The sequence below is a fragment of the Bacillus sp. J41TS8 genome (genome assembly GCF_018333035.1).
GTDB classification, from domain to species: domain Bacteria; phylum Bacillota; class Bacilli; order Bacillales; family Bacillaceae; genus Bacillus; species Bacillus paralicheniformis.
Genome location: NZ_BORF01000007.1, coordinates 110,670 through 136,643, shown reverse-complemented (window position 1 = coordinate 136,643; position 25,974 = coordinate 110,670). Strand labels below are relative to the sequence as shown.

General features: G+C 44.4%; 26 protein-coding genes. 7 read left to right on the top strand and 19 right to left on the bottom strand.

Annotation, left to right across the window (positions count from 1 at the left end; translation table 11 throughout):
• The first annotated feature begins 3 nt into the window (after window positions 1–3).
• From KI350_RS11770 to mnhG, 3 genes are read left to right on the top strand one after another with little or no spacing between them, the layout of a single operon-like run.
• Window positions 4–480, top strand: a complete 477-nt coding sequence (locus KI350_RS11770) for a Na+/H+ antiporter subunit E (protein WP_020452787.1) — start codon at window positions 4–6, stop codon at window positions 478–480.
• Complete coding sequence (locus tag KI350_RS11765) at window positions 480–764, top strand: Na(+)/H(+) antiporter subunit F1 (RefSeq protein ID WP_003184842.1); 285 nt, start codon at window positions 480–482, stop codon at window positions 762–764. The genes KI350_RS11770 and KI350_RS11765 overlap by 1 nt, the downstream gene beginning before the upstream one ends.
• On the top strand, window positions 748–1,122 hold the full coding sequence (gene mnhG, locus KI350_RS11760) for a monovalent cation/H(+) antiporter subunit G (protein ID WP_212930484.1): 375 nt from the start codon (window positions 748–750) through the stop codon (window positions 1,120–1,122). The genes KI350_RS11765 and mnhG overlap by 17 nt, the downstream gene beginning before the upstream one ends.
• An 86-nt stretch (window positions 1,123–1,208) precedes the next feature.
• Here the strand turns inward: mnhG and KI350_RS11755 are convergent, their stop codons facing one another.
• The 6 genes from KI350_RS11755 to degQ all read right to left on the bottom strand — a co-directional run bounded on the left by KI350_RS11755 (window position 1,209) and on the right by degQ (window position 6,056).
• Entirely contained in the window at window positions 1,209–1,598 is a 390-nt protein-coding gene (locus KI350_RS11755) for a hotdog fold thioesterase (RefSeq protein ID WP_009329508.1), read from the bottom strand.
• 16 nt (window positions 1,599–1,614) lie between these two features.
• Entirely contained in the window at window positions 1,615–2,253 is a 639-nt protein-coding gene (gene comA / locus KI350_RS11750) for a two-component system response regulator ComA (protein WP_003184849.1), read from the bottom strand.
• Window positions 2,254–2,339: 86 nt separating this feature from the next.
• Window positions 2,340–4,655 carry a sensor histidine kinase gene (locus KI350_RS11745; RefSeq protein ID WP_020452789.1) on the bottom strand — a complete coding sequence of 772 codons (2,316 nt, stop codon included), beginning with the start codon at window positions 4,653–4,655 and terminating at the stop codon, window positions 2,340–2,342.
• Window positions 4,656–4,675: 20 nt separating this feature from the next.
• Window positions 4,676–4,846, bottom strand: coding sequence for a competence pheromone ComX (gene comX, locus KI350_RS11740; RefSeq protein WP_020452790.1), 171 nt, complete (start codon window positions 4,844–4,846; stop codon window positions 4,676–4,678).
• Entirely contained in the window at window positions 4,818–5,729 is a 912-nt protein-coding gene (locus KI350_RS11735) for a polyprenyl synthetase family protein (RefSeq protein ID WP_020452791.1), read from the bottom strand. The genes comX and KI350_RS11735 overlap by 29 nt, the downstream gene beginning before the upstream one ends.
• Window positions 5,730–5,915: 186 nt before the next feature.
• A complete protein-coding gene (degQ, locus tag KI350_RS11730; RefSeq protein WP_003184860.1) occupies window positions 5,916–6,056 on the bottom strand; it encodes a degradation enzyme regulation protein DegQ in 141 nt (46 codons plus the stop codon).
• Between the two features lie 518 nt (window positions 6,057–6,574).
• Here degQ and KI350_RS11725 point away from each other — a divergent pair.
• Window positions 6,575–6,889 (top strand): YuzC family spore coat inner layer protein, encoded by a 315-nt coding sequence (locus tag KI350_RS11725; RefSeq protein ID WP_031305040.1) that lies wholly within the window; start codon window positions 6,575–6,577, stop codon window positions 6,887–6,889.
• A gap of 42 nt (window positions 6,890–6,931) precedes the next feature.
• On the opposite strand, the gene KI350_RS11720 is transcribed toward KI350_RS11725, so the two are convergent.
• From KI350_RS11720 to KI350_RS11690, 7 genes are all read right to left on the bottom strand, one after another.
• A complete protein-coding gene (locus tag KI350_RS11720) occupies window positions 6,932–8,152 on the bottom strand; it encodes an EAL and HDOD domain-containing protein (RefSeq protein WP_020452793.1) in 1,221 nt (406 codons plus the stop codon).
• A 177-nt stretch (window positions 8,153–8,329) separates the two neighbouring features.
• A complete protein-coding gene (locus tag KI350_RS11715; RefSeq protein WP_023856157.1) occupies window positions 8,330–9,799 on the bottom strand; it encodes a nicotinate phosphoribosyltransferase in 1,470 nt (489 codons plus the stop codon).
• A gap of 17 nt (window positions 9,800–9,816) precedes the next feature.
• Entirely contained in the window at window positions 9,817–10,368 is a 552-nt protein-coding gene (locus tag KI350_RS11710; protein WP_020452795.1) for a cysteine hydrolase family protein, read from the bottom strand.
• A gap of 185 nt (window positions 10,369–10,553) precedes the next feature.
• On the bottom strand, window positions 10,554–10,955 hold the full coding sequence (locus KI350_RS11705) for a YueI family protein (protein WP_025809741.1): 402 nt from the start codon (window positions 10,953–10,955) through the stop codon (window positions 10,554–10,556).
• A gap of 93 nt (window positions 10,956–11,048) precedes the next feature.
• Window positions 11,049–11,297, bottom strand: coding sequence for a YueH family protein (locus KI350_RS11700; RefSeq protein WP_020452797.1), 249 nt, complete (start codon window positions 11,295–11,297; stop codon window positions 11,049–11,051).
• A 73-nt stretch (window positions 11,298–11,370) separates the two neighbouring features.
• A complete protein-coding gene (locus KI350_RS11695; RefSeq protein WP_020452798.1) occupies window positions 11,371–11,592 on the bottom strand; it encodes a spore germination protein in 222 nt (73 codons plus the stop codon).
• Between the two features lie 56 nt (window positions 11,593–11,648).
• A complete protein-coding gene (locus tag KI350_RS11690) occupies window positions 11,649–12,758 on the bottom strand; it encodes an AI-2E family transporter (RefSeq protein WP_025809742.1) in 1,110 nt (369 codons plus the stop codon).
• Between the two features lie 187 nt (window positions 12,759–12,945).
• On the opposite strand from KI350_RS11690, the gene KI350_RS11685 reads away from it, so the two are divergent.
• From KI350_RS11685 to KI350_RS11675, 3 genes are all read left to right on the top strand, one after another.
• Window positions 12,946–13,380, top strand: coding sequence for an Rrf2 family transcriptional regulator (locus KI350_RS11685; RefSeq protein ID WP_020452800.1), 435 nt, complete (start codon window positions 12,946–12,948; stop codon window positions 13,378–13,380).
• Between the two features lie 159 nt (window positions 13,381–13,539).
• Window positions 13,540–14,436: a prolyl oligopeptidase family serine peptidase gene (locus KI350_RS11680; RefSeq protein ID WP_025809744.1), complete on the top strand. Its 897-nt coding sequence runs from the start codon at window positions 13,540–13,542 to the stop codon at window positions 14,434–14,436.
• A gap of 146 nt (window positions 14,437–14,582) precedes the next feature.
• On the top strand, window positions 14,583–16,046 hold the full coding sequence (locus tag KI350_RS11675) for an esterase/lipase family protein (protein WP_025809746.1): 1,464 nt from the start codon (window positions 14,583–14,585) through the stop codon (window positions 16,044–16,046).
• On the opposite strand, the gene KI350_RS11670 is transcribed toward KI350_RS11675, so the two are convergent.
• The 6 genes from KI350_RS11670 to essC form a co-directional block, all read right to left on the bottom strand.
• Entirely contained in the window at window positions 16,043–16,573 is a 531-nt protein-coding gene (locus KI350_RS11670; protein WP_020452803.1) for an HD domain-containing protein, read from the bottom strand. The two genes, KI350_RS11675 and KI350_RS11670, sit on opposite strands and share 4 nt — an antisense overlap.
• Before the next feature lie 157 nt (window positions 16,574–16,730).
• A complete protein-coding gene (locus KI350_RS11665; protein ID WP_020452804.1) occupies window positions 16,731–17,462 on the bottom strand; it encodes a (S)-benzoin forming benzil reductase in 732 nt (243 codons plus the stop codon).
• A 20-nt stretch (window positions 17,463–17,482) separates the two neighbouring features.
• A complete protein-coding gene (locus tag KI350_RS11660; RefSeq protein ID WP_141677781.1) occupies window positions 17,483–17,914 on the bottom strand; it encodes a hypothetical protein in 432 nt (143 codons plus the stop codon).
• Between the two features lie 36 nt (window positions 17,915–17,950).
• The gene (gene essA, locus KI350_RS11655) at window positions 17,951–18,439 is read right to left on the bottom strand and encodes a type VII secretion protein EssA (protein WP_025809752.1); all 489 of its coding nucleotides are present in this window, start codon (window positions 18,437–18,439) and stop codon (window positions 17,951–17,953) included.
• On the bottom strand, window positions 18,429–21,461 hold the full coding sequence (esaA, locus tag KI350_RS11650; protein ID WP_212930483.1) for a type VII secretion protein EsaA: 3,033 nt from the start codon (window positions 21,459–21,461) through the stop codon (window positions 18,429–18,431). Before esaA ends, essA begins: the two co-directional genes overlap by 11 nt.
• Window positions 21,458–25,942: a type VII secretion protein EssC gene (gene essC, locus KI350_RS11645; RefSeq protein ID WP_145930033.1), complete on the bottom strand. Its 4,485-nt coding sequence runs from the start codon at window positions 25,940–25,942 to the stop codon at window positions 21,458–21,460. The genes esaA and essC overlap by 4 nt, the downstream gene beginning before the upstream one ends.
• Window positions 25,943–25,974: the final 32 nt, after the last annotated feature.

Sequence of the window (25,974 nt, the reverse complement as noted above, 5' to 3'; positions counted from 1 at the left end):
CGCATGGCATTACAAATATTGTTGAACTTTATTCTTGCGTTGTGCTGGATGTTTCTGAACAATGACTACACCGCTGCCGGGCTTGTCGTCGGTTATGTGATCGGATTATTCTCGCTCTTTCTGATGAGGCGTTTCTTCCGCCGCCGCTTTTACTTAATTAACATTTGGGCGATCATTAAACTGCTGTTTATTTTTATTAAAGAGCTCGTTCTCGCAAACGTCAGCGTATTAAAGACGATCTTATCCCCAAGGTTAAAAAATAAGCCCGGCATCTTCGCCTTCAAGACAGACCTTAAAGCGGACTGGGAAATCACGACATTGGCGAACCTGATTACGCTGACACCGGGCACATTGGTTGTCGATATCTCTGATGACCGTTCGATTCTTTATATTCATGCGGTCGATATCGATGATGCTGAGAAAGCCATCAGTGATATCCGCATTTCGTTTGAAGAGGCCATTAAGGAGGTAAGCCGCTGATGTTTGAATTTATTTTGCAATTGTCACTCGGCATTTTGGCGGTCTCCACTTTTCTGTATGTCCTGAGGGTCATTAAAGGGCCGAGCATCCCGGACAGAGTGGTGGCGCTTGATGCGATCGGCATCAACCTGATCGGAATTACGGCTCTCGTGTCCATCTTGTTAAATACGACAGCATATTTGGAGGTCATCCTCTTGATCGGTATTCTGGCCTTTATCGGCACCGTCGCATTTTCTAAATTCCTTGAGAAAGGAGAGATTATCGAAAATGATCGAAGCCGCTAAATTGCTTATCGCCGTCTTGGTCCTTCTTGGCGCACTGATATCGATAGCCGCTTCCTTTGGAACGCTGCGGCTGCCTGACGTATACTCAAGAATCCACGCCGCTTCTAAAGGAGCGACATTGGGGATCATCAGCGTGCTGCTCGGCGTATTCTTTTACTTCTGGTTTCTGCACGGCTTCATTACGGCCAAAGTGCTGCTCGGTATCGTCTTTGTATTTCTGACGTCTCCTGTAGGCGCCCACCTGATCGCAAGGGCCGCCTATAACACCGGCGTAAAAATGGAAAAGAAAAGCGTACAGGACGATTATGAAGGCAACAGAAATTTTCTGATTAAAAAGAAGGAAGATTCCTATTTATAAAAAGAAGGAAGATTCCTATTTATAAAAAGAAGGAAGATTCCTATTTATAAAAAGAAAACTCGCCCTAAAAGGCGAGTTTTTTTGGTTTACGATGAAGGGCGGCTGATGACCGCCATCGTGCACCTGGACGTGCAAATCAGGCTGTCTTGCTCATCGCGTATTTCAATTTGAAACACCATTGTTGATTTGCCTACATGCAGAGGCGTTGCGACCGCTTTAACCGTTCCGTCTTTCACCGATTTAATATGGTTGGCGTTGATCTCAAGCCCGAAGCATGCCTGCTCTTTTGGATCGATATGCTGATATGCCCCGATACTTGCCACCGTTTCAGCAAGCGCAACGGACGCACCTCCATGCAGATAACCGAATGGCTGACGCGTTCTTTCGTCGACAGGCATGACCGCAACACACCGCTCTTTGCTGCATTCCTTCAACTCGATTCCCAACGCTTCAAGAAGTGTATGTTTCGTTTCCATCACAATCGTCCCTTCATCAAAGTACGCCTTCAGATTTCGCGATTAAAACAGCCTCTGTCCGTGATCCTACATTCAGTTTGCTGAATACGGAAGTCAGACTGTATTCGATCGACCGCTTGCTTAAATGAAGCGCATCAGCGATTTCCTGATTTGTATAGCCTTTTTCGACTTCTTTTAAGATCAGGCATTCCCTTTCAGTCAAAAGATCGTGCTGGGTCTGCTGGCTGTTTGACTTCGATTTTTGCTGTGTTATCAGCTGCTTGAAATAATCATAATCGACGACAATTTTATTATCCAGTACCTGATATATGTACTCTATAATCTTTTCCTTCGATTCCGTTTTGCTGATGGCGCCGTGCATGCCGGAACGAATCGCCTCTTCAAAATAATCTTCGACTTCATAGCCTGTGTAAACGATAATTTTGCATGATGAACACGTCTCAAGGATTTTCTTAGATAGGTCCATGCCGTTGATTTCACCCAAATTTAAATCCATTAAGATCAGGTCATACGCAGAAAAATCATGCTTCTTGAGAAATTGTTCGCTGGCTTCAGGGCTGAGGCAATCGACAACAAAGTCCTGGTTCGTTTCAAGAATTGCCTTCGTCCCCTCCATGACAGCCGGATGATCATCGATCACAAGTAATCTTCTCATAATTTCCTCCCTTTTGCGTAACCTTGCCCTATCACCATTTTATAGAAAAAACTTGGCGGATGCCAAGCAAAAATGTTAACTAAACATTACAATTCCATTTCAATGGCGACCCTGAAGCCTTTCCCTTCTGCTGTCTGTATATCCAGACTGCCGTTCAGCGCGCGGACTCGCTCGCGAATGCCCGACAGCCCCATGCTTGCGCTGTTTTGATAAAGCTTGTCCGGATCAAAACCGATGCCGTCATCTTCATAATGAAGAACAACTTTTTCTTTTATGCAGACAAGCATAATCAAAACCTCATTAGCTTTCGAGTGTTTAACCGCATTGCTTAAAAGCTCCTGCACAATTCTGTACAAATTCAGCTGCGTGTCCAGGTCGAGCACCTTTGAGAACCTTTCCGTATTGAGGCGGATCTTATCGATCGATGAGGACTCCTGATGCTGTGCCGCCAGTTTCGAAAGGGCTTTGACCAGTCCGAGATCGTACAACAGCTGCGGCCTCAGCTCCTGACACGTTTCCCTTGTCGTCTGGATGACGGTGGACATTTGCTCATTCATATTGATGAGCCTTTGCCTGATTTGATTCGTACAGACTTTATCTTTTTCAAAATCAGCCAGAAACATCTCGCTTTGATGCTTCAAGGAAATCATGTCCTGCAGCACAGAATCATGAAGATCACGGGCCAAATCAGATCTCTGCTTCTCTTCAATCGCAAACATCAATTTATTCAGCCACGCCGGATTCGGCCCTTCTTTTTTCACATGTTCCAGATGCTCCATCAGCTCGCCGATTTTCAAGACGTTTTCCAGGGAAACACTCGTATAAAACGCCAGCGTCTCAAGCCACGAAATCTCATCGCGCGTCAGCCTAGGCGTATTTAAAACCGACAAACACAGCATGACATAAGAAGTCCCGCCCCGTTCACCGATCTTAATCAAAAATCCGCGGTCGACTTCGACGATTTTACCGATGTCGGTGATGACCTTGGTTACTTCTTGTTCGTACGGGATCCACGGTTTTTCTTCTGCATCATTCTCTAGCATCGATACCGATCCATCGTTTTTTACTTTGAGCATATAAATATTATTAACAAGAAGCACGTCCAAAACGATTTGTTTTAACTCCATTAAAACTTGATTTAAAGACGTAAATGTTCGAATGGTTTGAGTAAATTTAAAAATACTATCCTGGTAGTTAAATTTTTCTGAAAAGCGCTTTAGCCGAAAGCGAAAATCAATAATTTCTTTTAAATAGAAAACGCCTACCATGATAAGATATGTAAAGATTGTAACCTGTACTGTGAAAAATTCTCCTTCTTGATGCTTAACAATGGCTAAAATAGTAATAATTAAAGAAGTTGGAATTATCGCTAAAAAACTATAATATTTCAATCGACCAATTAAAAATTCAATATCATATATTTTATTAGACATAAATTGATATACCAAAGATAAAGGAATCAGCAACAGAAACGGGGACACAACAATGGCCGAGAAAATATAATCGCCAAAGACCAGCATAGGAAGTACATAGAAAAACAAAAAAGGTACCAATGCAATGAAGTTCATCAACATTAATATTTTCAATAAGTAGGACTGTTGAGAATACTTGAATTTAATTAAGGCATATGTAATCAGAATAAAAACAATAACCGTCGAAATAAAGAACGACAATAAGTTAATACTTTTTAGAATACTTCCCTCAAATTCAAATAAGTATAAACCAGCTTCAAGTATGAGGTTTATAAATGGTATTAAATAAAGTAAAAAAACTTTATTACTGAAAAATGTTTTCCCTATCTCTTTAAAGTATCGATAAATAAAATGTAAGTAGCTAGTTGGAACAGCTAAAAAAGTAAGTATATTTACAAATCTACTGAAAGTGTCACCTCTTGCAACTGCGCCTGCACTAACATAAGCTATAGAAGTAATAAGCAGAAATAGGACTAATAAAAATGCTGAGAAAAGATTTTTAGATTTGTTTACTTTAAAAATAAAATACACACAAATTAAACATAAAAAGTAAAAGATCAACGGAATGATAAATATAAAAAAACTGTCATAACTGACTAAATCCAAATATATCAGAGAATCATTCTCAAATACTTTCCCATTTCTTTCAATTGTTAACGTTAAAACGTTTGACAATGTATATTCCTTATCTTTTTTAAATGGAACCTGCTGCCCATTTATTCTATGAATGATATCTCCTTCTTTTAATTCTGCATAATCAGCGGCTAAAGTGTGTTTTTTCACTTCCACAACTTCAAGACTGTATTCATCAAGATTTTTCACCTTTAACCCAACTAGATTATTATTAAAACTAAGATAGCAAACATAGAGAACATAAATAAAACTTAACAATATGAGAACTAGTGAAACCTTGTTATAATATGACTTCATTTAGAAATCCCTACTATTCATTATTTGAACCATAAATTAGGGTAAGGACCCCAACCTGCTTCAATTCTTTTAAAACCTTCAATTAAACTGAAAACTTGGTCTTTATCAACACCTATAAGACTGGCTTTGCCAGCAATAACCTGTTCCAACACTTCCGGGTGTTCAACCAAAAAACTCACGATCTCCTGCATAATACTCTCCTCGTAAAGACTCGTTTAAAAGCGCAGACATCAAACGTTCTTTTTCCATATCCCCCAACTCCAACTCCTCAATCCCCTTCTTAAATTTCTGAATAGCGAGCTGATTCATAACATACATATACTGAGTGACGCCTGCTGCTTTCAATTTCTCTTTATAGCATTTTATTTCTTTATCGGCAATTTTATCCTCAGTTTCAAATGTTTTTAATAAATCAATCGACGGCTGGTTAAATTTTCTTGACAAATATAAGTACGCAAGCGTCCGCTTTTTCTTGGCGATATCGCTTTTTGAATCATAAAAAAGTGCTTTATAATCATTTTCGATTTGTGAAGCAATGCCCAGCTGATATGCGTACTTCTCCACCGCCGGGTCAAATTTGCCCGTGGCAAGCATCGCCCCAAGCACGCATGGCAGAGCCGTCAGCGCCCCGGACTTACGCTTGATCATGTCAAGGCATTCATCTTCAGTGGCAGGCCGGTTGCTGAGATCGTCATGCTGTCCCTGCATCGATTGAAGTATATATTCCATCAGTTTTTCAAAAAACACCGGTTCTTTCGACACCGAACTGATCACTTTAATGCTTATTGTATAAAGCGCAGTCGCCGCATTCATTGCGACTGAACGGTTTATTTTCATCCAAGGTTCATCGGGGCTGTCTTCATCCTCTAAATCATCGAATATATCAAACGCAAGAATCAAAAGTTCTATGCCCGCTCCAAGCGTTTCCGCCGCATCAGTGTCCGTGCCGCCGAAACTTTGGTAATGATAAAAAGCAAGCTCGCTGAAATGCAACTGGTCCTTTGCATCTAGAAAAGCGTGCAGCGTCCGATTTAAGTCCGCGTTGGGAATCTCAACGTCTATAAAATGATTCATTCTTTGCTTGATTTTACTGTGATCTAGACAAAAAAGCTTAGAGATGGTGCTCCCTCCTTTCTTAATATTTTACTAAATCAAATTCCCGATTGACAGAGCAATTTTTTTATTTAACAATTATATAATAATATATCCTTTTTTTGGATTTGTTTGCAAAAAAAAAAGACTTGTCTGAAACAAGTCTTTTTACGAGGTTTTTAGATATGTGTACTTATCGTATTGATCAATGCTTTTGTTAATCTTGCGCAAGGAGTCCTTTGTTTCTCTGATTTCATTCTCTAGCCGCCAAAGCAGTTGTTTTAATTCTTCAATTTGTTGCTTTTCCACCGATTCCACACTCCTTTTGGAAGATCAATCAATTTGTGTATAGTGAACGAGTCATAGGTATTTGATCTGTTAATACAAGTTTAAAGGGAATTGGTCTCTTTTTCACCGAAAAGTTGCATATAAATTCATGCGTTACACCGCAAACTTTAAATAGACCATAACACCCATTCTACACGACTTGCGATTAGTTCTCAATTCCTAATGAAACATAAAATTTTAGTTTGTTTTTAAAGGGATCAAATAAAGATCACTAATAAACCCCTTTAGCACCGCAAGTTCAGTTATTTTTTGTTCGTTTTGCGACATTGAGTCTAAAGTAATAACTAGCGGGGAATAGAAAAACTTGATTGTTCAAGGAACGCAGATCGGGTATGCACCACCGAAAAACACGCAATAGACCGACACGCATTTCGGCCCTTAAAAAAAACCGACCCTTCGCCTTACACCGCAAAAACCGCAATTTGACCCGTAAAAATTGAAACGAGGTGTTCATATTGCTTCCTTCTCATTGCTTTTGGATGCATCCATACCAACATATCCGCTGCCGGCAGGTCTATCCGGAAGTTGAAGCCAGCGCCTTTTCGCGTTCGGCAAAAGAAGCGGAGGGCTTGATGGCTGACGGACAAAGAATTTTAAGCAGGCTTTCAGCATCGCGTGCTTTGGCTCACCAAATCATGACGGCTGCCCAAAGCAACCAAAAAAATACCGTCCTTGCCCTGCTCAGACAAACTGGCGTCCGCAGCCAGCTTGATGCCTCTTTCGATCCCGACGGCATCCGCATCATGCTTATCAGCCCCCGCAGCAGAATATTCCTCCTCCTGCGTTGGTCTTAGCGCAAAAAAAATTCCGGTCCCTAAAAAGGAGCCGGAATTTTTTTATAAAAGTTTTTGACACCAATCAACGGCTTCAAGATAGCATTGATACGCTTCATCTTTTGTTAAGCCTTCTGTTTCTGGCGTGCTGTCTTCCCATTCGTTTCGCTCGATCGATTTTGCAAGCCGTAAGATTTTTCGATAATCGTTTTCTTTGCCGAGCAGTGCTTGTCCTACTTCGTCCGTCAGCGGCAGTTCGCTGATGACTTCCGCCAGTTCTTTGTGAAGCAGTGTATCGATAAATGAAAACATGCCTGTCAGCATATAAGAAGCCGGCTGAGGGCGATTCGTTTTTTTCGCCAGCAATTCGCAAAGCTTCGCGCGGATCAGCGAAATCTTGACGACTTCGTTCTTGCTGGAGTTTTGTTTTTTCGTTAAATCCTTAAATGAGAGGATGAAGATCCACCTTTTGATTTCTTTAAATCCGAGAAGCACGATAGCCTGGCGGATGCTTTTAATCTTTTGAATCGGCCGGTTGGCCGGAGAGTTCAACAGCTTCAGCAGCTGGTAGGAAAGCGACAAATCGCGTTCTATAATATTTGTGACGTTTTCAATATCAGGCTGATCTTCGCTTAATTCATGCAGCAGCTCATAGTAAGCATGGAAATGATATGTAATGTCCTGACCGTCAATCACAGCGGGCTCGCTGAAGAAATAGCCTTGAAACAGTTGAAATCCGTCTTTTACAGCCTGCTCATAATCCTTTCGCGTCTCCACTTTTTCAGCGAGGAACGTCAGACGGTGGTTCCGGCATGATCGAAGGATGCTCTGTCTTTCCTGCCGCGTCGTTTTGAAAAAATCGATCTTCAAAATATCAATGGATGCCAAAAGCTGATGGAGCAAGTCCCTCTCCACGCGATGCTTTAAACAAAAATCATCAAGGGCAATCGTGTAGCCGAGGCTTTTCAAATGCCTGCACCTTTCGATAAGCTCAGGGGTGATCGGCACATCTTCAAGGATTTCTACAACGAGCTGGTCCGGATCAAAATAAGTCGGCAGCCCTGATGCCAAAAGACCTTCGGTAAAATTCACGTAATACCTTTTGCCTTCTGTCAATTTATCGATTCCAATGTTTAAAAAGCTGTTAATCATCAATTCTGTTGTCGCTTGATCACCGTCAATACCGGAAAAAAAGTTTTTCTCGCTTTCTCTGTATAAAAGCTCGTATGCGACAACTTGTTCTTTTCTGTTGAATATTGGCTGTCTGGCAACGAATACCCTCATTCTTCTTCCCCCTAGCGACTGAGGTGCCTTCGCTTTTAAGTATATCAATTAAATGAGCAAATCCCGTCCGCTTAAAAAATCCGCCCAAATATTGAACTTAATATTGAAAAACAGATAATCCCCGAAGAAATTATCTGTTTCAATCCCCAGTTATATTAAAAACTATCGTTTACAGAGTCAACCTTGATCCAGACCTTTTTTCGCCTTGATTTTTGCTTCGTGAATTTGCTGCATCTTGTTGTTCCAGCAAGCTTCGCTTAAATCGACAGGATATTCTTCGGGCTTGCTGATCCGCTTATACTCTTCCCAAAGCAAACTGAGATTTTCTTGAACATACCGCTTAATATCCTGAATGCTCGGATTCTCATAAACAAGCTCGCCTTTTTCAAAGATCGGCTGGTGAAGGTCTTTCGCATCAAAATTCGTCACAAACTTGCTGATAAACGTATGAACGGGGTGAAACATCTTCAGCCGCTCCTGTTCATTGACCTTTTCATAGTCCAAAGCGATATAATCGCCTTCTGAATGGTGGTTCAGCTGATTGATGATTCTGTACACCTTTTTCAAGCCTGGAGTCGTCACTTTTTCCGGATTCGAAGAAATTTTAATCGTGTCTGCCATCTTTCCGTCTTCTTCGATGGAAACGAGTTTGTAAACCGCGCCGAGAGCCGGCTGATCATAAGCGGTAATCAGCTTTGTGCCGACGCCCCAGACGTCGATTTTTGCGCCCTGGGCTTTCAGGTTCATAATCGTATACTCATCAAGATCGCTTGAGGCGACGACTTTTGTATCTGTAAAACCGGCTTCATCCAGCATGGCTCTCGCTTTCTTGGACAAATAGGCGAGGTCTCCGCTGTCCAGGCGGATTCCCGAAAATTCAATTTGATCACCGAATTCCTTCGCCACTTTGATTGCATTTGGAATGCCGGAACGCACCGTATCATATGTATCGACCAAAAAGACACATTTTTTATGGGTTTCCGCATATTTTTTAAATGCCGTGTATTCGTCGCGGTAGGCTTGAACAAGCGCATGGGCGTGCGTGCCCGATACCGGAATGTCAAAACGCTTGCCGGCGCGGACATTGCTTGTCGCATCGAACCCGCCGATAATCGCGGCCCTTGCTCCCCACATCGCCGCGTCCATTTCATGCGCGCGCCTTGTTCCAAATTCGAGCGCCGTCTCATCTCCGATCACACTTTTGATTCTCGCGGCTTTTGTCGCGATCAATGTTTGGTAATTCACAATGTTGAGCAGAGCCGTTTCAATCAGCTGCGCTTCGGCCAAAGGCGCTTCGATCCTCATGATCGGTTCGTTTCCAAACACGATTTCGCCTTCCTGCATGGAATAAAGCGAACCGGTGAATCTCATATCTTTTAAAAAGCTGAGAAAGTCATCTTTGAAGCCCAGCTCTTCTTTTAAATAAACTAAATCGCTTTCAGTAAATCTGAAATCCCGCAAAAACTCAATCGCTTTTTCAAGACCGGCAAAAACGGCAAAACCGCTGTCAAAAGGGAGCTTTCTGAAAAACAGTTCAAAAACGGCTTTCTTTTGATCAATGCCGTCGCGCCAATACGTTTCCGCCATATTAATTTGATATAGGTCTGTGTGTAGTGCTAGACTGTCGTCTGTAAAACGGTGTTCCAACCTTCATTTCTCCTTCCTCAATCTGACACTGAGGCTCCCAGGGTGTTTGCAAAATGAGAAAGAGCCCAGTCGTGCCCGTCCGGGTTAAAGCTAGCCACTGCGTTTTGATGAATGACAAGATTAAACCCTTTATTATAAGCGTCTACTGCGGTATGGAGCACGCATATATCTGTGCATACGCCAACGAGGTGCAGTTCTTTAATATCCCTTTCACGAAGCTTCAGCTCGAGGTTTGTCCCGGCAAAAGCAGAGTACCTTGTTTTTTCCATGTAATAGACATTCTGATCATGTTCGTGTTTTCGATAAAGCGCTTCAAGCTTTCCGTATAAATCCTGTCCTGATGTACCTTTTATATTATGTGGAGGAAACAAACGGGTTTCCGGATGATGCGAATCGCCGGCCTCGTGTGAATCGACTGCAAATACGACGTAATCGCCGTTTTGAATAAACGTTTCCGCGAGACGCGTCACGGCGTCTTCGATTTCCCGGCCTGGTTCTCCGCACGTCAGCTTTCCGTCAGCTGCGACAAAGTCATTTGTATAATCTATACATATAAGAGCTTTTTTCATTGCCGCCCTCCCCGCCTTTTGTATGATAGGTAACATTATAACTTATCTAAACGGACAAGTGAATGGCGAATCAAGCGGATATGGCTGCAAAGCCGCGCCAGCAGCGGGTTTTTTCTTTTTCAGAAAAAAACAAAAACCGCGGGTTTTCGCACGCCCTGTGGAAGACGCGTGCGAAAACCCGTGCCTCATCTCTTGTTTAAAACCGACTGCTCAAAGATGTCGTCCTGAACATAAATCGATTCTTTCTCTACAGCCTCACGCGCTGCGAGGACAAGTCCAAGGGGAGTATCCGATTGCTGGTCGGACACGATGGAAAAAGGAACACCTTGTTTATTGGACTCCTTGATGTAAGGAGATAAATGAGAGTAGTCGATTTCACCGTTCAGCAATAATGTCGCATCTGCTTTTGAGCCAAGCGCATCGATGACTTCGCGGTATGCCTGCGGACGCAGCACTTGTCCTTTCGTCAATGCGATGATAACCCGTTCCCTCAGCGAGCCTAAAAACAGTCTGCGTTCATCCGGCTTCGTTTCGCGTGGTCCATACATTCCCTGCTGTAAATATTGATCCATTGATTGGTCGCTCACGTCTTAGACCCTCCAGTTTATCTTGCTGGCAGCTTGTTTTAAGCTGCGTTTTTTTATCAGTATGCCCATGAAAACAGCGGGCATGAGCCCGGGCTACATTTCGGTCACCCATTGTACAATCTTTTTGGACAGCTCCTCGGCCGCATCCGCTTCAGCCACTTTCGACAATGACCGGTCAAGCTTTTCGGCGAGCTCTGCTTTTTCTTCTTCATAAGAAATCAGCTTACTCCACTCCAGTTGCGGCACAGCCACAAGCGTATGAAATTCCTTTTTATTTTCATGGAGGTAAACGTCTGTGATCATCTGATCTTTGTTCAAGATGTTTGCCTTCCTTATTTTCATCTTTGTCACCTGCCTTATCTATCTTTTTTCCCATTATACTATAAAAAAGAAACAGCCTCTTTAAAAGAGGCTGTCACAGGTTCAATGACTTGAAACCGTCGATCACATCCGCATCTGTGAAGGATGTTTTATTGCTATTGTTTTGAATCAAACCGTAGTCCCCTGTTAAAAATGTACCCGCTCCTCCTCCGGAAACATCCGTGCACTTCGGGGAAATGGCAAACACATCTCCAAAGAAGGCTGCGCTGTCATCAACGACTTGCCTGATAAAAATCGGTCCGACGATCGCCGGCATCTTCACACCTCCGCCATTCAATTTATTAGCATCATATGTGAAAATGGGCAAAACGTTCAGACTTCAGGATTTTCCGCCGTTTCTTTTTTATACCTCTGCCTTAAACGGACAAGGCGGACGATATTCAATGTAAAAGCCTTGAGCAGGGCATAAGCCGGAACGGCCAGGATCATGCCGAGAATGCCTCCGAAGCTTCCGGCGCCGATTAATAAAAGGATGATCGTCAGCGGATGCGTATTCAGACGGCGGCCGATAATCAGCGGCGACAGCAGATTTCCGTCTGTCTGCTGAACGGCAACGACGATGATCAGCGCGATGAATGCTTTCGTCGGCGAGTCGAGAAAAGCGATAATGACAGCCGGTGTCGCTCCAAGAAACGGTCCGACATATGGAATAATATTCGTCACGGCAATAATCACGCCGAGAATCAGCGCGTATTTCACACCGGCGATCCAAAAACCGATGAAGCACGCCGTTCCGACAAACATACAAACGATCAACTGTCCTTGAATGTAAGCCGCCAGCGTCTCATACAAATCCTTAAAAATTTTCAGTCCTTCATTTTTGTACTTGTCAGGCAGAATCTTGACAGCCAAATTCGGGAAACGGTTGCCGTCCTTCAGCATATAAAACAGGATGAACGGCACGGTAACAGCCGTGATCGCAATGTTGGTCACAACACCGAATACAGAAGACAGGCTCCCTGTAATATTCTCAGGCAGGCTCGTCAGATATTCGCCGATTGAGCTTTCGATTTTGGCAACCGATACGAAGTCCTGATTCATCATCCAAGTGAACCACTGCGAATTCGACATTTGCTTAATGAAAATCTGGATCTGTTTCACATAGGACGGGATGCTGTTAAACAGATCGGTCACCTGCTTTGTAAACACAGGACCGACAGCTGACAGCACAAACACGATCAATGCCACAAACGCCAAATAGATCAGCAGAATGGACAGCGTTCTCGGCAGCTTTTTCTCAAGAAACCGCACGATCGGATTGAATATAAAATACAAGATTCCCGCAATTAAAATCGGAGTAAATAAAGTCGATGCAAATACAATGATCGGTTCGAAAAGAAAAGACACTTTTGTCGACACATAAATAATAAGAAGAACCAATAAAATTTGCAGCGTCCAAAAATGGGTTTTTGATTTAAACAAGCTTTGTTTCCTCCCGGCTTTTTTCATTAATCTAAAAACTACTATTCCCACTAACGTCTGTCAACTGTTTTCCTTCCATTCATACGAAAAAGCTTTGACAGGGTTTCATTTCAACACCTTTTTGAGCAAAAAAGATTGACAGCTTCACCCGTTGTAAATACAATAATTACAACGGAAGGGTGATTTGATGAAGATCAGCAGCAGATTTACGATAGCCGTACATATGTTATCCTTGATGCAAGTCCGAAGCGACCATTTGACATCAGAGCAAATCGCAGACAGCGTCAATACCAATCCGGTCATCATCCGCCAAATCAGCAGATTGCTGAAAAAAGCGGGCTTGATTGAAGTAAAGCGCGGCACAGGCGGCGCGCACTTATTACGGGATGCCGGCGCCATTTCTTTGTATGATGTCTATAAAGCCGTCGAAGTTGTCGGTGAAGGCGAACTGTTTCACACTCACGAAAATCCCAATCCTGATTGCTGGGTTGGCGCGAATATCCACCAGGTTCTTGAGCTTATTTTATTAAAAGCGCAAACAGCCATGGAGACTATACTCAAAGAAATTTCTATAAAAGAATTGACTGATCTGATTATCCAAAAAAAGAATGCTTCTCAATGAGGCATGATTCTTTCCACCTTGTTGTAACATCCACGCTTACAACAGGCGTCTTGCATTATATTTTTTCGCCTCGTTGTAATATTGTTCATTACAACGGTGGGTACCATGTGATCAACACAGGCGAATTCGGATTTCCAACACATTAAGGGAGGACTTAACATGACGAATCATATAAAAGAAATCAACTGGGAGCAAAACACCAACTCTTACATTCAGCTCATACCGAATATTGAGTACACAAAAGTGAAAGACACTTCTTTGACATTACATTTGCTGGTGCGCCGCAATCCAATGGATGCGTTATTTAACCGGGAAGGCAATCAAGAAACATACCCGCTGATTATTTATCTGCAAGGGTGCGGATGGGGGTGGACAAAACAGGATACATCCGCCTTTATCCCCCAGCTGGTTCCATTTGTCGAGCAAGGCTATGTCGTGGCAAGCGTTCAATACAGAGGCAGCGGAGAGGCGGTGTTTCCGGCTCAGCTTCATGATGTGAAAACAGCTGTCCGCTTTTTAAAAGCAAATGCCGACCGCTATAACATCGATCCTGATAGAGTGGGAGTCTGGGGGGATTCTTCAGGCGGCCATTTGGCTCTTTTGCTTGGATTGACCGAAGGAATTGAAGAATTAGAAGGCCAGGACGAACACCGTCATGTATCGAGCAAAGTCGATGCGGTTGCGGACTGGTTCGGCCCGGTTGATCTTCTGTCCATGAGCAAGTATCCGTCCATCTTCGACCATGATTCACCCAATTCACCGGAATCCAAGCTGATCGGCGGACCTGTTCAAGAAAACAGAGAACAGGCGAAACAAGCGAGTCCGATAAGCTATGTTCACAGGGACGCGCCCCCCATTCTGATCATGCACGGGGATCAGGACGATGTCGTCCCTTATGAACAAAGCGTCCAATTGTTTGAAGCCTTAATAAAAGAAGGCCATGAAGCCCTTATGTATAAAATAAACGGGGCCGGACATAACGGTTTTACCCAGGCTCATACCCTTGACATCGTCAAATCGTTCTTCCGCAAACATTTAAAACATGGAAAAGCATGAACATTGAAGGCCGGATATCCGGCCTTTCAGTGTATATTCCTATCTTTTATGAATATTTTCTAAATTTTTTTCAGTATATCGGTATAAAGTTCACCTTCAGAAAATAAGATGAAAACGCTTACAACAAAACCATGAGGTGAACAACGATGAAAAAACTGGTACTGCTCATGCTTGTTTTGCTGGTCGTGTATCCGCATGTATCGAAAGCGGGAGGATTTAAAGGAGGAGGAGGCGATCCGGGCCACTGGTTCGCGGGAGACCCTGTTGAACATCCTGATCCCGCAAAACCGCCGATTGTATTTGTCCATGGATTAAACGGCTCTTCAAACGCTTGGTTTGACGAAAATGACATGGCGGAGCAGGCGTGGAAAAACGGATATGATGCGGCTTTTATCGATCTCCACCCCGATAAAGACATGCAGGATAACGGAGCGATGCTGGCCGCGAAACTGCGCGAAATCTACCAGCATTTCGGCCGCAAGGTCATTCTCGTTTCCTACAGCAAAGGCGGAATTGACAGTCAGTCGGCGCTGATTCATCACAACGCATACCATTATGTCGAGCGCTTGATTACGCTCGGAACCCCCCATCACGGTTCGCAGCTGGCAGACCTTGCCTACAGCAGCTGGGCAGGATGGCTCGCCGATATTTTAGGCCAGAAAAATGACGCCGTTTACTCTCTCCAAACAGGGTTTATGAAATCGTTCCGCGATCAGACCGACAATCATCCCAATCGATCGAAAACCAAATATTTCACCTTGGCAGGCAATAAAATCGGCGGGTTCGGCAGCGTTTTATTTTTTGGAGGCGTCTATTTAAACATGTTTGGCGAAAATGACGGAGCCGTCACCGAAAAAAATGCGAGACTCCCTTACGCCACAAACCTGAATACAGGGAAGTGGGATCACTTCTCGATTATTAAAGGAAACCTCACATTTCCTGTATTTTTGCCTTTATTGACGGTTCAGGCATATGCAAATGAAACAGCGGCCATCAAGGAAAACCTATCGTACCCTTTCATCAGAGGAGGGGAAAATCATGGATTGAGAGAAGAGGAATTCGCCGTTGAAAAAGGCGTCAAGGAAATAACCGTTCACTGGCTGAGCAATCATTCCTCGGGAAATATCAAATTGACAGATCCGCACGGCAAGCCGCTCAAAGATTTTTCAAAAGCAAAGACGGCGGATGTTTTTGAAGGGGGATTCGTCCATTCCGCTGCCATTAAAAATCCGGCAGCAGGTACATGGAAGATCGCATCATCTGTCAAACAAAAAGAGGCGTTTTTGTTCATTGTGACGTTCGATTCTCCTCTGAACCAGCAAATTAAAAACGCAGTCACCAGAGAATCGGCAAATCTTGCGAATGTTAAGGCGTCCGTTCGTTCTATCCGCTATGAAAACGGAAAACAGGCCGAGAAAAAGTCGCTGAAACCAGCTTCCATCAATGCGCTGCAAAACAGCCTGTCATTCAAAAAAGCGGGCTTGTATTCGGTGACGATCGACCTTTCAGGAAAAACGGCAGACAACTCGCCGTTTAACAGGACGATCATCCGCTCTATTTATGTAAATGACAAAGGGGAGAAGTTTGAAAACAGCCCTTTGTCCGATTAAACCGTTCTTTTCATGGGAGATAAAGATTCATCGACCATGCGGTCAAGTTTTCTGATCTTTTCAAGCGCCAGCTTATGATCGATTTTGCGGTAATGGTGGTTTCCGCCCGGCTCTTCATCCAGCTCATCCGCTTTTTTGACGATTTCCTGCAGCTTGTTTTTATCGAGGTCCCCTTCTGGCAAATAGGAATCCGTATGAAGCAAAATCGCCAAAGCAATCTCTTTTGCCGCTTTCCGATCTTCGCCGAGGCGGATCAGAAGCTTGTGAGCGCGCTCGGCACCCTTTATCGCGTGAATGTCGTTTTGCTTGTATTTTTCATAATCCCATTCCCCGTCGGTATACCATTCATAATGACCGATATCGTGCAGCAAAGCCGCTTTTGTCGCGATATCAGGGTCTACTCCCGCTCGCACCGCCAGGCGGTATGCGTGGTAAGCGCAGGCTACGGCATGAGCTACACCGGAGCGTGTTAAATATTTTTGTGCGATTGGATGGGTGAATACATCCACTAATGTTACGTTTCTCATGTAAACCCCTCCTTTATATATTTTTAGAATCCTAACATATTTTCATGTAAATCTCAATTGATCTGACACATCATATTTAAAATTCCGCTATATGAGCCTGCGCCATAATAAAATAAAAACAAGCACAATCGATTTGATGTGCTTGTTTTTTTATTTTTCACAAAAACTCTTTAATGTCATACACTCTGCCGTTTTCAAAGTCGGTCTCAAGCAGATCGAGCAGAACGCCGGCGACGTAAGGCGTGCTTCTCAGCTTTCCTTCTGTTTGATAGGTTTTGAATCGTTCAATTTCATGAAAGTCTTTTTTCGATGATGAACGTATTACCTCTTGCATGCCGGTATCCATGATCCCCGGTGAGAAAGAAATCATTTTCACCGGATCAGATTGATCTTCCTGTTCAAAGCCGAATGTTTTCGTGAACATATCGAGCCCCGCTTTTGAACTGCAGTAGGCGCTCCATCCTTTATAAGGGTTTTTGGCCGCACCTGATGATATATTGACAATCGATTTTTTACCTTTGTATGGCTTGAGCCATTTGGTAAACAGCTGGCTGAGAATCACCGGAGCTAACAAATTCAAGTCATAATGCAGCCTCAGCTCTTCCAGTTCAGCTTCACCGGCGCGCTTGATCGGCGTCACCATACCCGCATTGTTGATCAAGGTGATCGAAGTAAAATCGCGGGCTTGGACAGATTCTGTCAATTGCCGAAACCACTTTTCTGTTTCGACGAGCTGTGTCAGATCAGCCTCATGCCGGATCAGCCTCTCATGACTGACTTCAGACTTGGTCCTTGAGACAGCGTGAACAATATGGCCTTTTTGCAAAAGCCCTTCGGCAATCGCGGCGCCAAGCCCTTTTGACGCTCCGGTAACAATGGATAAATGCATACGGCGTCCCTCCTTATCCATTATTGTACTGATTCATCAGCCTGCTTCTCAAGTGCAGCGGTTTTCTGTTCCGGAAGAAACGCGGCGAGCACGTAAAAAACCGCCGTCAGTAAACTGAACCATTCGAACACAATCAGCTGGAGAGCTGCTCCAAAAACAAGCAGACCTTGCGTCCATGAACCGCATTTCCCTTTTAAAATGCGAATCAAAGCAAAGATCATGATGGCGAGTGCCACACCCGAGCCTAGCAAGCCATAACCGTAGTGGACAAAGTCCGCCATTGCCTGATCGTGTCCCTCCCTCATCGATGGGTATATCAGTAAAATGATGCCTAATGTGCAGATGACCACAATGTAATAGAAAATGGATTCTAATATGAGCAGCCCATGTACTGCCACAAGCATTAATAACCAAATCGACGCCAATGCAAAAGCTAACCATGCAGATAGCACCTTATAGAACCTCGGATTTTTCATTGTTGAGCGCTCCTATTTTTTCTGCTGCCCGCTGACTTTCGGAATCAAAAAGAACAGACCTGCGATGCATAAGAGGATCAGCAGACCGTATAAAATGGGCAGGAAGATGGATTGCCGACTTTCCGCAGCGTCATCTTCCCGTCCCGATAAGGACGGATTTGCCGAGAATGACAGGTCAAGCTGCTTCAGCTTTGACGCCACGGAATTGCTTTCATTCGTGAAGCTTCCGGACAGGCTTTTCAGCTTTTCGATGGCATCTTCTTTTTTCGAATCTGTAAATGAGAATTCCTTCAGTTCTTCTGGAATTGATATTTCTTCCTTGTATTCCGTCTCTTCTTCCTGAAGATAGTCCGTCTCGATTTTAATATCCTGCTTTTCATACTCGTTTGGCTTTACATCGACTTTATCGGTTTCCTCCGCCTTCACGAACGGAGTGAAAAGAAAGAAGGAGAGCATGACTGCCATGATCCCCTTCTTTCCCCATTTCGCATTAAGCATCATGGTCAGTCTCGCTTTCTTCTGTTCTTGATTTTGCAAAATCGATAATAAAAGGAACAGCAATCGCGATGATCGTGATTAAAATTAATGCTCCGATTCCGAGTGCAAACTGGCTTCCAGTTCCGTACTGAATCGACATATATACGGTTGATACCGGATTGTTAAAGCTGAAGTTCGGCATCGCCAAGTCAAGCAGCGGCGCTACATAGAACAGCACCATAGCGGCTGTTGCGATTCCGCCTGCGATCGATCCCAGCATAAACGCCGTCCGGATGATGGCTGAACTTGCGACCAGCAGCAAGATCGTAAAGACCGACCACATGACGGCCTGATCGTCTGCGAGTGAGTAAATGTTCAAACCGAACAGACTGATCATCAGTCCGACAATAATATTCAAAATGCCAAACAGCGCGCCTCTGACTAAGAGCGGAGCATTTTGATAATGGTGGCTGAAATATCCGATCAGCAAGCTGGAAAGCATCACAATCACGAGAATGACGACCGGCGGTACGTTTTGCGCTTTCGACTCTGGAACATCCCCGCTGATTTTCACCGGACTTGCCAGATGATCGTATACATATCCGTCGTTTCCTCCGAACGCATTGCCGAGAATGCCGTACACGTCTCCGCGGATCAGCTTTGTCGTCGCGACATTTTGGCCCCAGTTTGAATTCAGGGTATCCGCTTTTTTCTGAACATCGTTCACACTTTCCTGAATATTGCCCGTGTACTCGATGACGCCTGATTGCGTTTCCGACAAGGAACCGAGCATGTTAGACAGCTGCAAAATGTCATTTCCGAGCGTATCCTGCATGCTGATGACCATCGTTCCATCTGTCGCGTCTCCCTGCATGACCGCCGTTCCGGCGCCTTCCGGATTGCGCAGCTGTTCAGATACGGCATTTGCTCGTTCTGAAATCGTGCTGAGTTCATTCAGCACGTCAGTCTGCTTCTCACTAATGAAATCGCCGTAGCTTTTGACGAAATCGGTCATGTCTGTTGTGTAATTTTCAATGTCTTCATTTGTAGACAGCATATTATTTTTTAAATTGCTCCATTTTTCCGCTTCGGTTTCACCGATTTTAAGGACGGTATCCACGCTGTCTTTTTTCGCGGAGATGACATTGCTCTTAATTGAATAATCTACTGATCCGTATAGCGTTGTTCTATATACAGACAACGTATTATGATATCTGAGAAGGTCGCGGACATCTCTTGTATTGATTTTAGAAGCAAAAGCCTCTTTTAATGCTTCTTTTCTCTCAGTACCCATCGGGTAGCTTAATATTTCGTTTTCAAGTGTTTCGATTTGACTGTAAATCGTCTTAAAGTCTTCATTCTGGCTCTCTTCAAGCTTTGTAATTCGCCCGTTCAGCTTTTCGACATTTTGATTTAAGTCTTTAATCGTATTCGTTAATTCAGCGACTTTATCATCAAATTTTTCCAGCTGTTTTTTCAACTCTTCATTATGCGTTTCCTGTTTTTCGCGAAGATCTGTTTCCACCTTTTCAATTCTAGCGGCGGCTTCATTGAGCTGTGCTTTTAACTTGGTAATTTCGTCTTCAGGCTCGTCTCCCGGGTTCTCCGTTTGGCCGTCTTCGCCTGTTCCCTTATCGCCTTCATCTGCAGAAGTTGAACCGTCCTGCTGACCGATTTCCCCGGTTTCAGGAGAAGGTTCTTGACCCTGATTCGGCTCTCCGGCAGATGGTTCTTGATCTCCTGAACCGCCATCATTCCCTGAGGAATCCTTTAACCCGTCCGATAATTCTTTAAGATCAGCCGCAATGTTCTTCAATTCATCTTGCTGTTCTTGAAGATCGATTTTTAAATCTTTCGGCTGTTCTTCGTCGTCATTTTGATCTTCATCATCGTTATCTTGATCATCACCAGGATTTGTGGTGCCTGGATCTTCCTGTGGAACGGTTAACACTGAGCGCCTCTCTATTAATTTAGGTTGAAGCACGCTCAGATTATAGCTTCTCGTTTGGGCCTGATAATCATCGATCAACTCATTCTGAATCCTGTCAATTCCGCTCATTTGTAACGGCACCTGATTTTCACGCGTCGTTTGCAGGTTTTGAAAAGAGTTCGCAGTCAGGCTGAATTGATTTTGCAAACCGTTGAATGAAGCGGCCATGCCGCTCATTTGTTCATTGAAACGGCTCGTTGCGCTGGACTGCTTTTCCTTAATCACCGTTAGACCGTCTTGAATTTGCTTTTCACTGTCCGCTTGTGCAGCCTGGAGCAGTTCCGACTGCTTTTCTTGATATTGTTTGTACTGATTGACGTTGTCGACGAAGCTGTCCAGTTGTTTTTTGGATTCTTCTACGCCTGCGTTGCGCTCTTTTGATGTGCCTTCTGTTTCATTGATCGATTCTTTTAGCCTGTCGATCATCTCTTTTTGTCTTTCTACTTCGCCCGCTAAATTGTTGGAGCTCGGTTTGTAAAAATTGTACATCGCGTTTTGGAACTCTGATTCTTTGTTTACGATGCTGTCAAACTCTTTTCTGACCTTTTTGACTCCCTGTTTGACAAAGCGCCAATACAGGGAAGACATTTTTTTGCTCACCGTTTTTTGCGCGTCTTGAAGTTCGCGCTGGACTTTTTCCTTGTTGACGGCGTCAAGCTGGTCCTGAATTTTAAATTCCAGCTCCGCTTTTTGTGGACGCTCATGGTTGTAGCTTAAAATGTTTTGCGAAAAGTCCGACGGAATGTAGACAATCGCATCGTATTGCTTCTCCGAAAGTCCGCTTTCTGCTGCGCTCCGGTTGACGACCGTCCATTTATAGTCCGGACGGTCAACCAGGGAAGCCGAGATTTCGTTCCCCAGCAGCGCATCTTCATCAACGGTTCCGTCATCTTTCAAAATGCCGGTATCTTCATTGACGACAGCGATTTCCCTTGTCGCGTTCGATACCTTTTTCGTCGGGTTCTCACCGATGAAATGAAAGAACAAGACGGGCAGCAAGATGATCGTGACGAAGGCGCTGATAATTTTCAGCGTGCTTTTTTGTTGTTCCGTCATTTCGTTTTCTTCCTTTCTACGGCACATAAAGGAATTTGAATTTTCCTCTCTTTGCCGTTTTCAACGATATAGCCAAAGCCCGGGAGAATTTCCGGCTCCTGGCGTTCATATGGGAGCTGAATCAAATTCTGCTCGGATTTTTTCATCAATAGCATGGCGTGTCTGACCTGCTTGACTTCGCTTGTCAGCGAATCATAGCCTTTTGTGAACTCGCTGTGATTTCCGGCAGGTATAAAGTGGAAGCCTAAATGGGCGTATGACTTCATAAACATCGCCATTTTATCCTGAATAGATGCGTCGATCGTCTGCTGGAACCGTGAAAGTCCGTCGACGATAAAGACCATCGGTGAAAAATCAAGGTTGGCGATTTCGCCTTGTTTAACGGCTTCCAAATACATCGCTTCTCTTGTCCGGCAAATTTCTTCCGTCTCAGCCAGCCAGAGCATAATGTCGTCTTTTGTTTCAAGATAGCTGATTTGATCCTCTGTCGCATATTGAGAAAGCCCTCTGTCTATCGAATCAAACACGGCAATTTTTTTCGTGTCATGGTCAAGCAGGTGCTCGAGCATGATCTTGATGACGTTTGTTTTTCCGCGCTGCGTCTGACCCATGATGAGGCAGTGCTTATTTTTCTCAAGGTTAAAGTATACCGGTTCGACAGATTCTTCATCGAGTCCCATTGGAATAAGGCCTCTTTCAGGCTGAAGCGGATAATCTCTCACAAACTGCGTAACGGAAAGCTCCAGCGGCAGCATCGGCACAGGCGCCGGCTTTCTCATGCCTTCCGACCGTTCTGCGATCGCCTGAATGTCGGCTTTGATCCGTTCAAACAGCTCGATATCATTGTCCGCTTCCACAGGCATAAACATTTGTGCGAAGTATTGGTTTTCTTTATTGATAATGACGCGTCCAGGAATCGGTTCAAGGCTGAATTCCGGCCTTCCGATGATCGAATATGCTTCAGACTGATCCATCAGGTAGTGGACAACCCTCGTTTTCAGGTTGTTCAAGAGCGACTGTCTGATCGCATTGACCCTTGTCGCGGTCAGGATTAAATAAATTCCAAGCGACTGGCCGTCGCGTGAAAACTGGATAAATTCGCTTTCAAGTTCATGCATTTCGTCTTTAATGATGTCAAAGTTGTCGACCGTTATGAAAATAAACGGCAGCTTTTCCTCATTCAGCGCATTGTACATCTTGATATGGCTGATTTCTTTTGCGCGGAAAAGATTTTTCCGGTGCTCGATTTCCGCCTTGATCCGGACCATGAATTTCTCGATTTTTCTCGTTTGGTCCATCAAGAAATAATCCGCGGTATGCGGAAGCCTTGCAAGCGGAAGCAGCGTTCCGTTGCCAAAGTCGAAAATGTAGTAATGCAATTCTTCCGGTGTATATTGTTCGGCAAAGCTCATCATGAACGTCGTAGCGGTCAGGGATTTTCCGTAGCCTGACGATCCGACGATGCCGATATTGCCGTCATCCATCATGCGATAGCTGATCGGCTCCTGGCTTTGTTTTTCAGGTTCATCGATATAAGCAAAGTTAAAGGCATCCGCTTCCTCAGACGGGTAGCGCGTTTTAGGTATGCGCTCTTCAAGCGGCGGCAACCAAGGGCTCGGAAGCTTCTCGATTCCCATTTCCTCTTGAATCCGTTCAATTTGTTCGACGACTGCAGAAATTTCCGTCACGGCCTCTTTTTTCGCAGTATGATCGGCATCAACGTCTGACAAAGGAATTAAACCGGTGTCTGTGACGATCGCCACTTCATCCTCTGTGCCGTAGCCGTCCTCCATGTAAGGGGCGCCGCTCCATGCAGACTGGAACAGTTCATACACCTCATTGTTGCCGACTTGCAAATAACCGCGGCCCGTTACCGTGATGGTAGCCGCATCTCCGTTTTTAAGGATTTCTTTACTGTCATTCGCATCCTGAACCTTCAAGGCAACCTTGAATCTGGAGTTGCTCCAAATCTGGTCGTCGATGATGCCGCCCGGTTTTTGCGTCGCCAAGATTAAGTGCACCCCGAGGCTTCGGCCGATCCTTGCCGCGCTGACAAGCTCGCGGATAAATTCCGGTTCTTCGCTTTTCAGCTCGGCAAATTCGTCTGAAATTAAGAACAGGTGCGGCATCGCCGTTTTCGCTTTTTTCTGTTTGTAAAGCTTTGTATAGTCATTGATATGGTTGACTTTGTACTGATCAAAGAGCCGCTGCCTTTTCTTCAGCTCACTCTTAATGGACGCCAGCGCCCGGTTGCTGAAGTTCTTGCTGCCTTCAATGTTAGTAATCGTTCCGAGCAAATGCGGGATGTTCCGGAACGGCTGCGCCATTCCGCCCCCTTTGTAGTCGATTAACAAAAATGCGACTTCATGCGGGTGGAAGTGAACGGCCAAAGACAAAATATAAGTCTGCAAAAATTCACTTTTACCCGAACCGGTCGTTCCGGCAAGCAGCCCGTGGGGGCCGTGGGCTTTTTCGTGAAGATTTAAATGAACAATGTCGTCTTTTCCTTTATAGCCGATCGGTACGGCCAAAGATTTGGCCGATTCGCTTGTCAACCATTTTTGGCCAATACCGATGTCATCGACTTCCTTCACTTGGAACAGTTCGAGAAACGATACGGTATCAGGAATCGAATTCGTCATGCCCGTCTGGTGGTCAAGCGTTCTCAGCGTCCGGGAAAACAGTTCGTTGTCTTCTCTGTTGTGGTGATCCAGCTGAAACGGGATCTGGACGGCTTTCTTTTGCTTGATCAAAATGTCGCCTTCCTGTTCAGTAATATAACGAACAAGAGTATGAATGTTTTCGGACAGGCTTTCTTTCGTCTCTGCCGCCACGATTGTCGACACTCCGAGGTTTTTCTGCTTGCCTTCCAAATATTCTAAAATGACGTGTTCCGCGATGAGCTGCTGATTTGTGATGATAAACACAAAGTGCGGCTTATACAAAGTTTTCTTTTTGTTTTCATCTAAATCCCGTTCTCTTAAAATTTCATATATGCTTGAAAGGAGCTGATCTCTTGTCTGTTCGTTGTAAATAAACCCTTTCGCATAAATATGAGGCATCTGAAAATGCGGAAGCCACTTCATCCATTCCCATTCTTGATACTCGGCTTCGTCAAAAATAAAGACAAAGCGCAAATCATGATAGCTGTGGAAAAATGCGAGCTGGCCGACAAGCTGATGAATTTCATTTTTGACGACGGACAATTTTCCGACGACGCCCATCGGGCCTTCAGCAAGATTCACGGTGATCGGCGCATTTTTCAGTTCTCTGTAGACCTCTTCCATTTTTTGCGTTTGTTCAAGGAGATGGTCTGTATCGCGATTGGCCAAATCTCCGCCGTTCAAATTGATTTGGTATGAAGATGCAACATTTCCCGTTCCAAGGCGGATTTGCAGAAAATCGGCGCTTTCAATCGATTTTTCCCAAATCCGTCCGCTGATCTCCTTTGTTAAATATTTCATTCTCTCGAATGTAGGAAAATGGAAATCAAGGACGAACTTTTGCCTTTCTGCAAGTTCGTGCAGCTCTTTCTTTTTGTTTTCAAGGTAAAGGGTATAGACCCGCTCTCTTTTTTCTTCTCTTTTTTTACGCTGATTTTTGTCGCGGAAGTACTGCACGGTTGACGTAATCAGCGTCATCATAAACATCGCAAGGGAGACGATGATAAAGATTCCCCGCGGCTGAATGAGCGCCACGATCCCCATGACGAGCAGCATGACGATCGGAGGCAGAATCATCAGCCATAAGCCTCTGTTGTCTCCGTCGCTTTCCTGTGCCGGGAAGCTGAAGGATATCTTTTCATCCGGCAGATCGTAAATCATTCTCGGCGGCCTGCGGTATTGCGGATATTTATTTTTTGTCTCGGAGCTCGGCTTGAGAATGTTCTCCAAAGACGTATCATATTGTCCGAACCCCTCGATTTCCAAGAGGTCATCTTCAATGATGCGAAGAATATTCAGTCCAAATGCGATTTCGTCTCCATTTTGCACGGAGACCGAAGCGGACACTTCTTCTCCGTTCAAATAAATTTTGGCGCCATTCGGCAGGACATTCCATCGCCCGTCGAGGCGGATGAAGGAGAATGTACCTTTTTCTCCAAAGAATGAATCCGTTTCATTGAAATAAACATCCGCTTCTTGATCGAGGGAAGAAATGACGACTTCCTGTCTCTCTCCTAAATAGTAGGCGGGAACGCTGTCGGATTCTTCGGCTAAAAAAAGTGTCAGCTGTTCAGCGCCGCTTTGGACGGACGCCTTTCCGCCAAGCTTTAAAGAAGAAACAGTCTCCCCTCCCAGCTGCACGTTGAAAGCGTCTGAGTCCTTCTGCTTTTCCAGTACCACCGGGCCTTTTTCAAACGAAAAATGCTTGATCGTGACAGAATGTTTCAAATCCGGCCCGATGGTGAGCGTACGGCTGTTCTGATCATCCAGTTTTATTTTTTGATAGTTTTTATGATAAAAAATCCATAACAGACTCATTTCCCCGCCTCCTGCCAACAACAGGTGTTTTC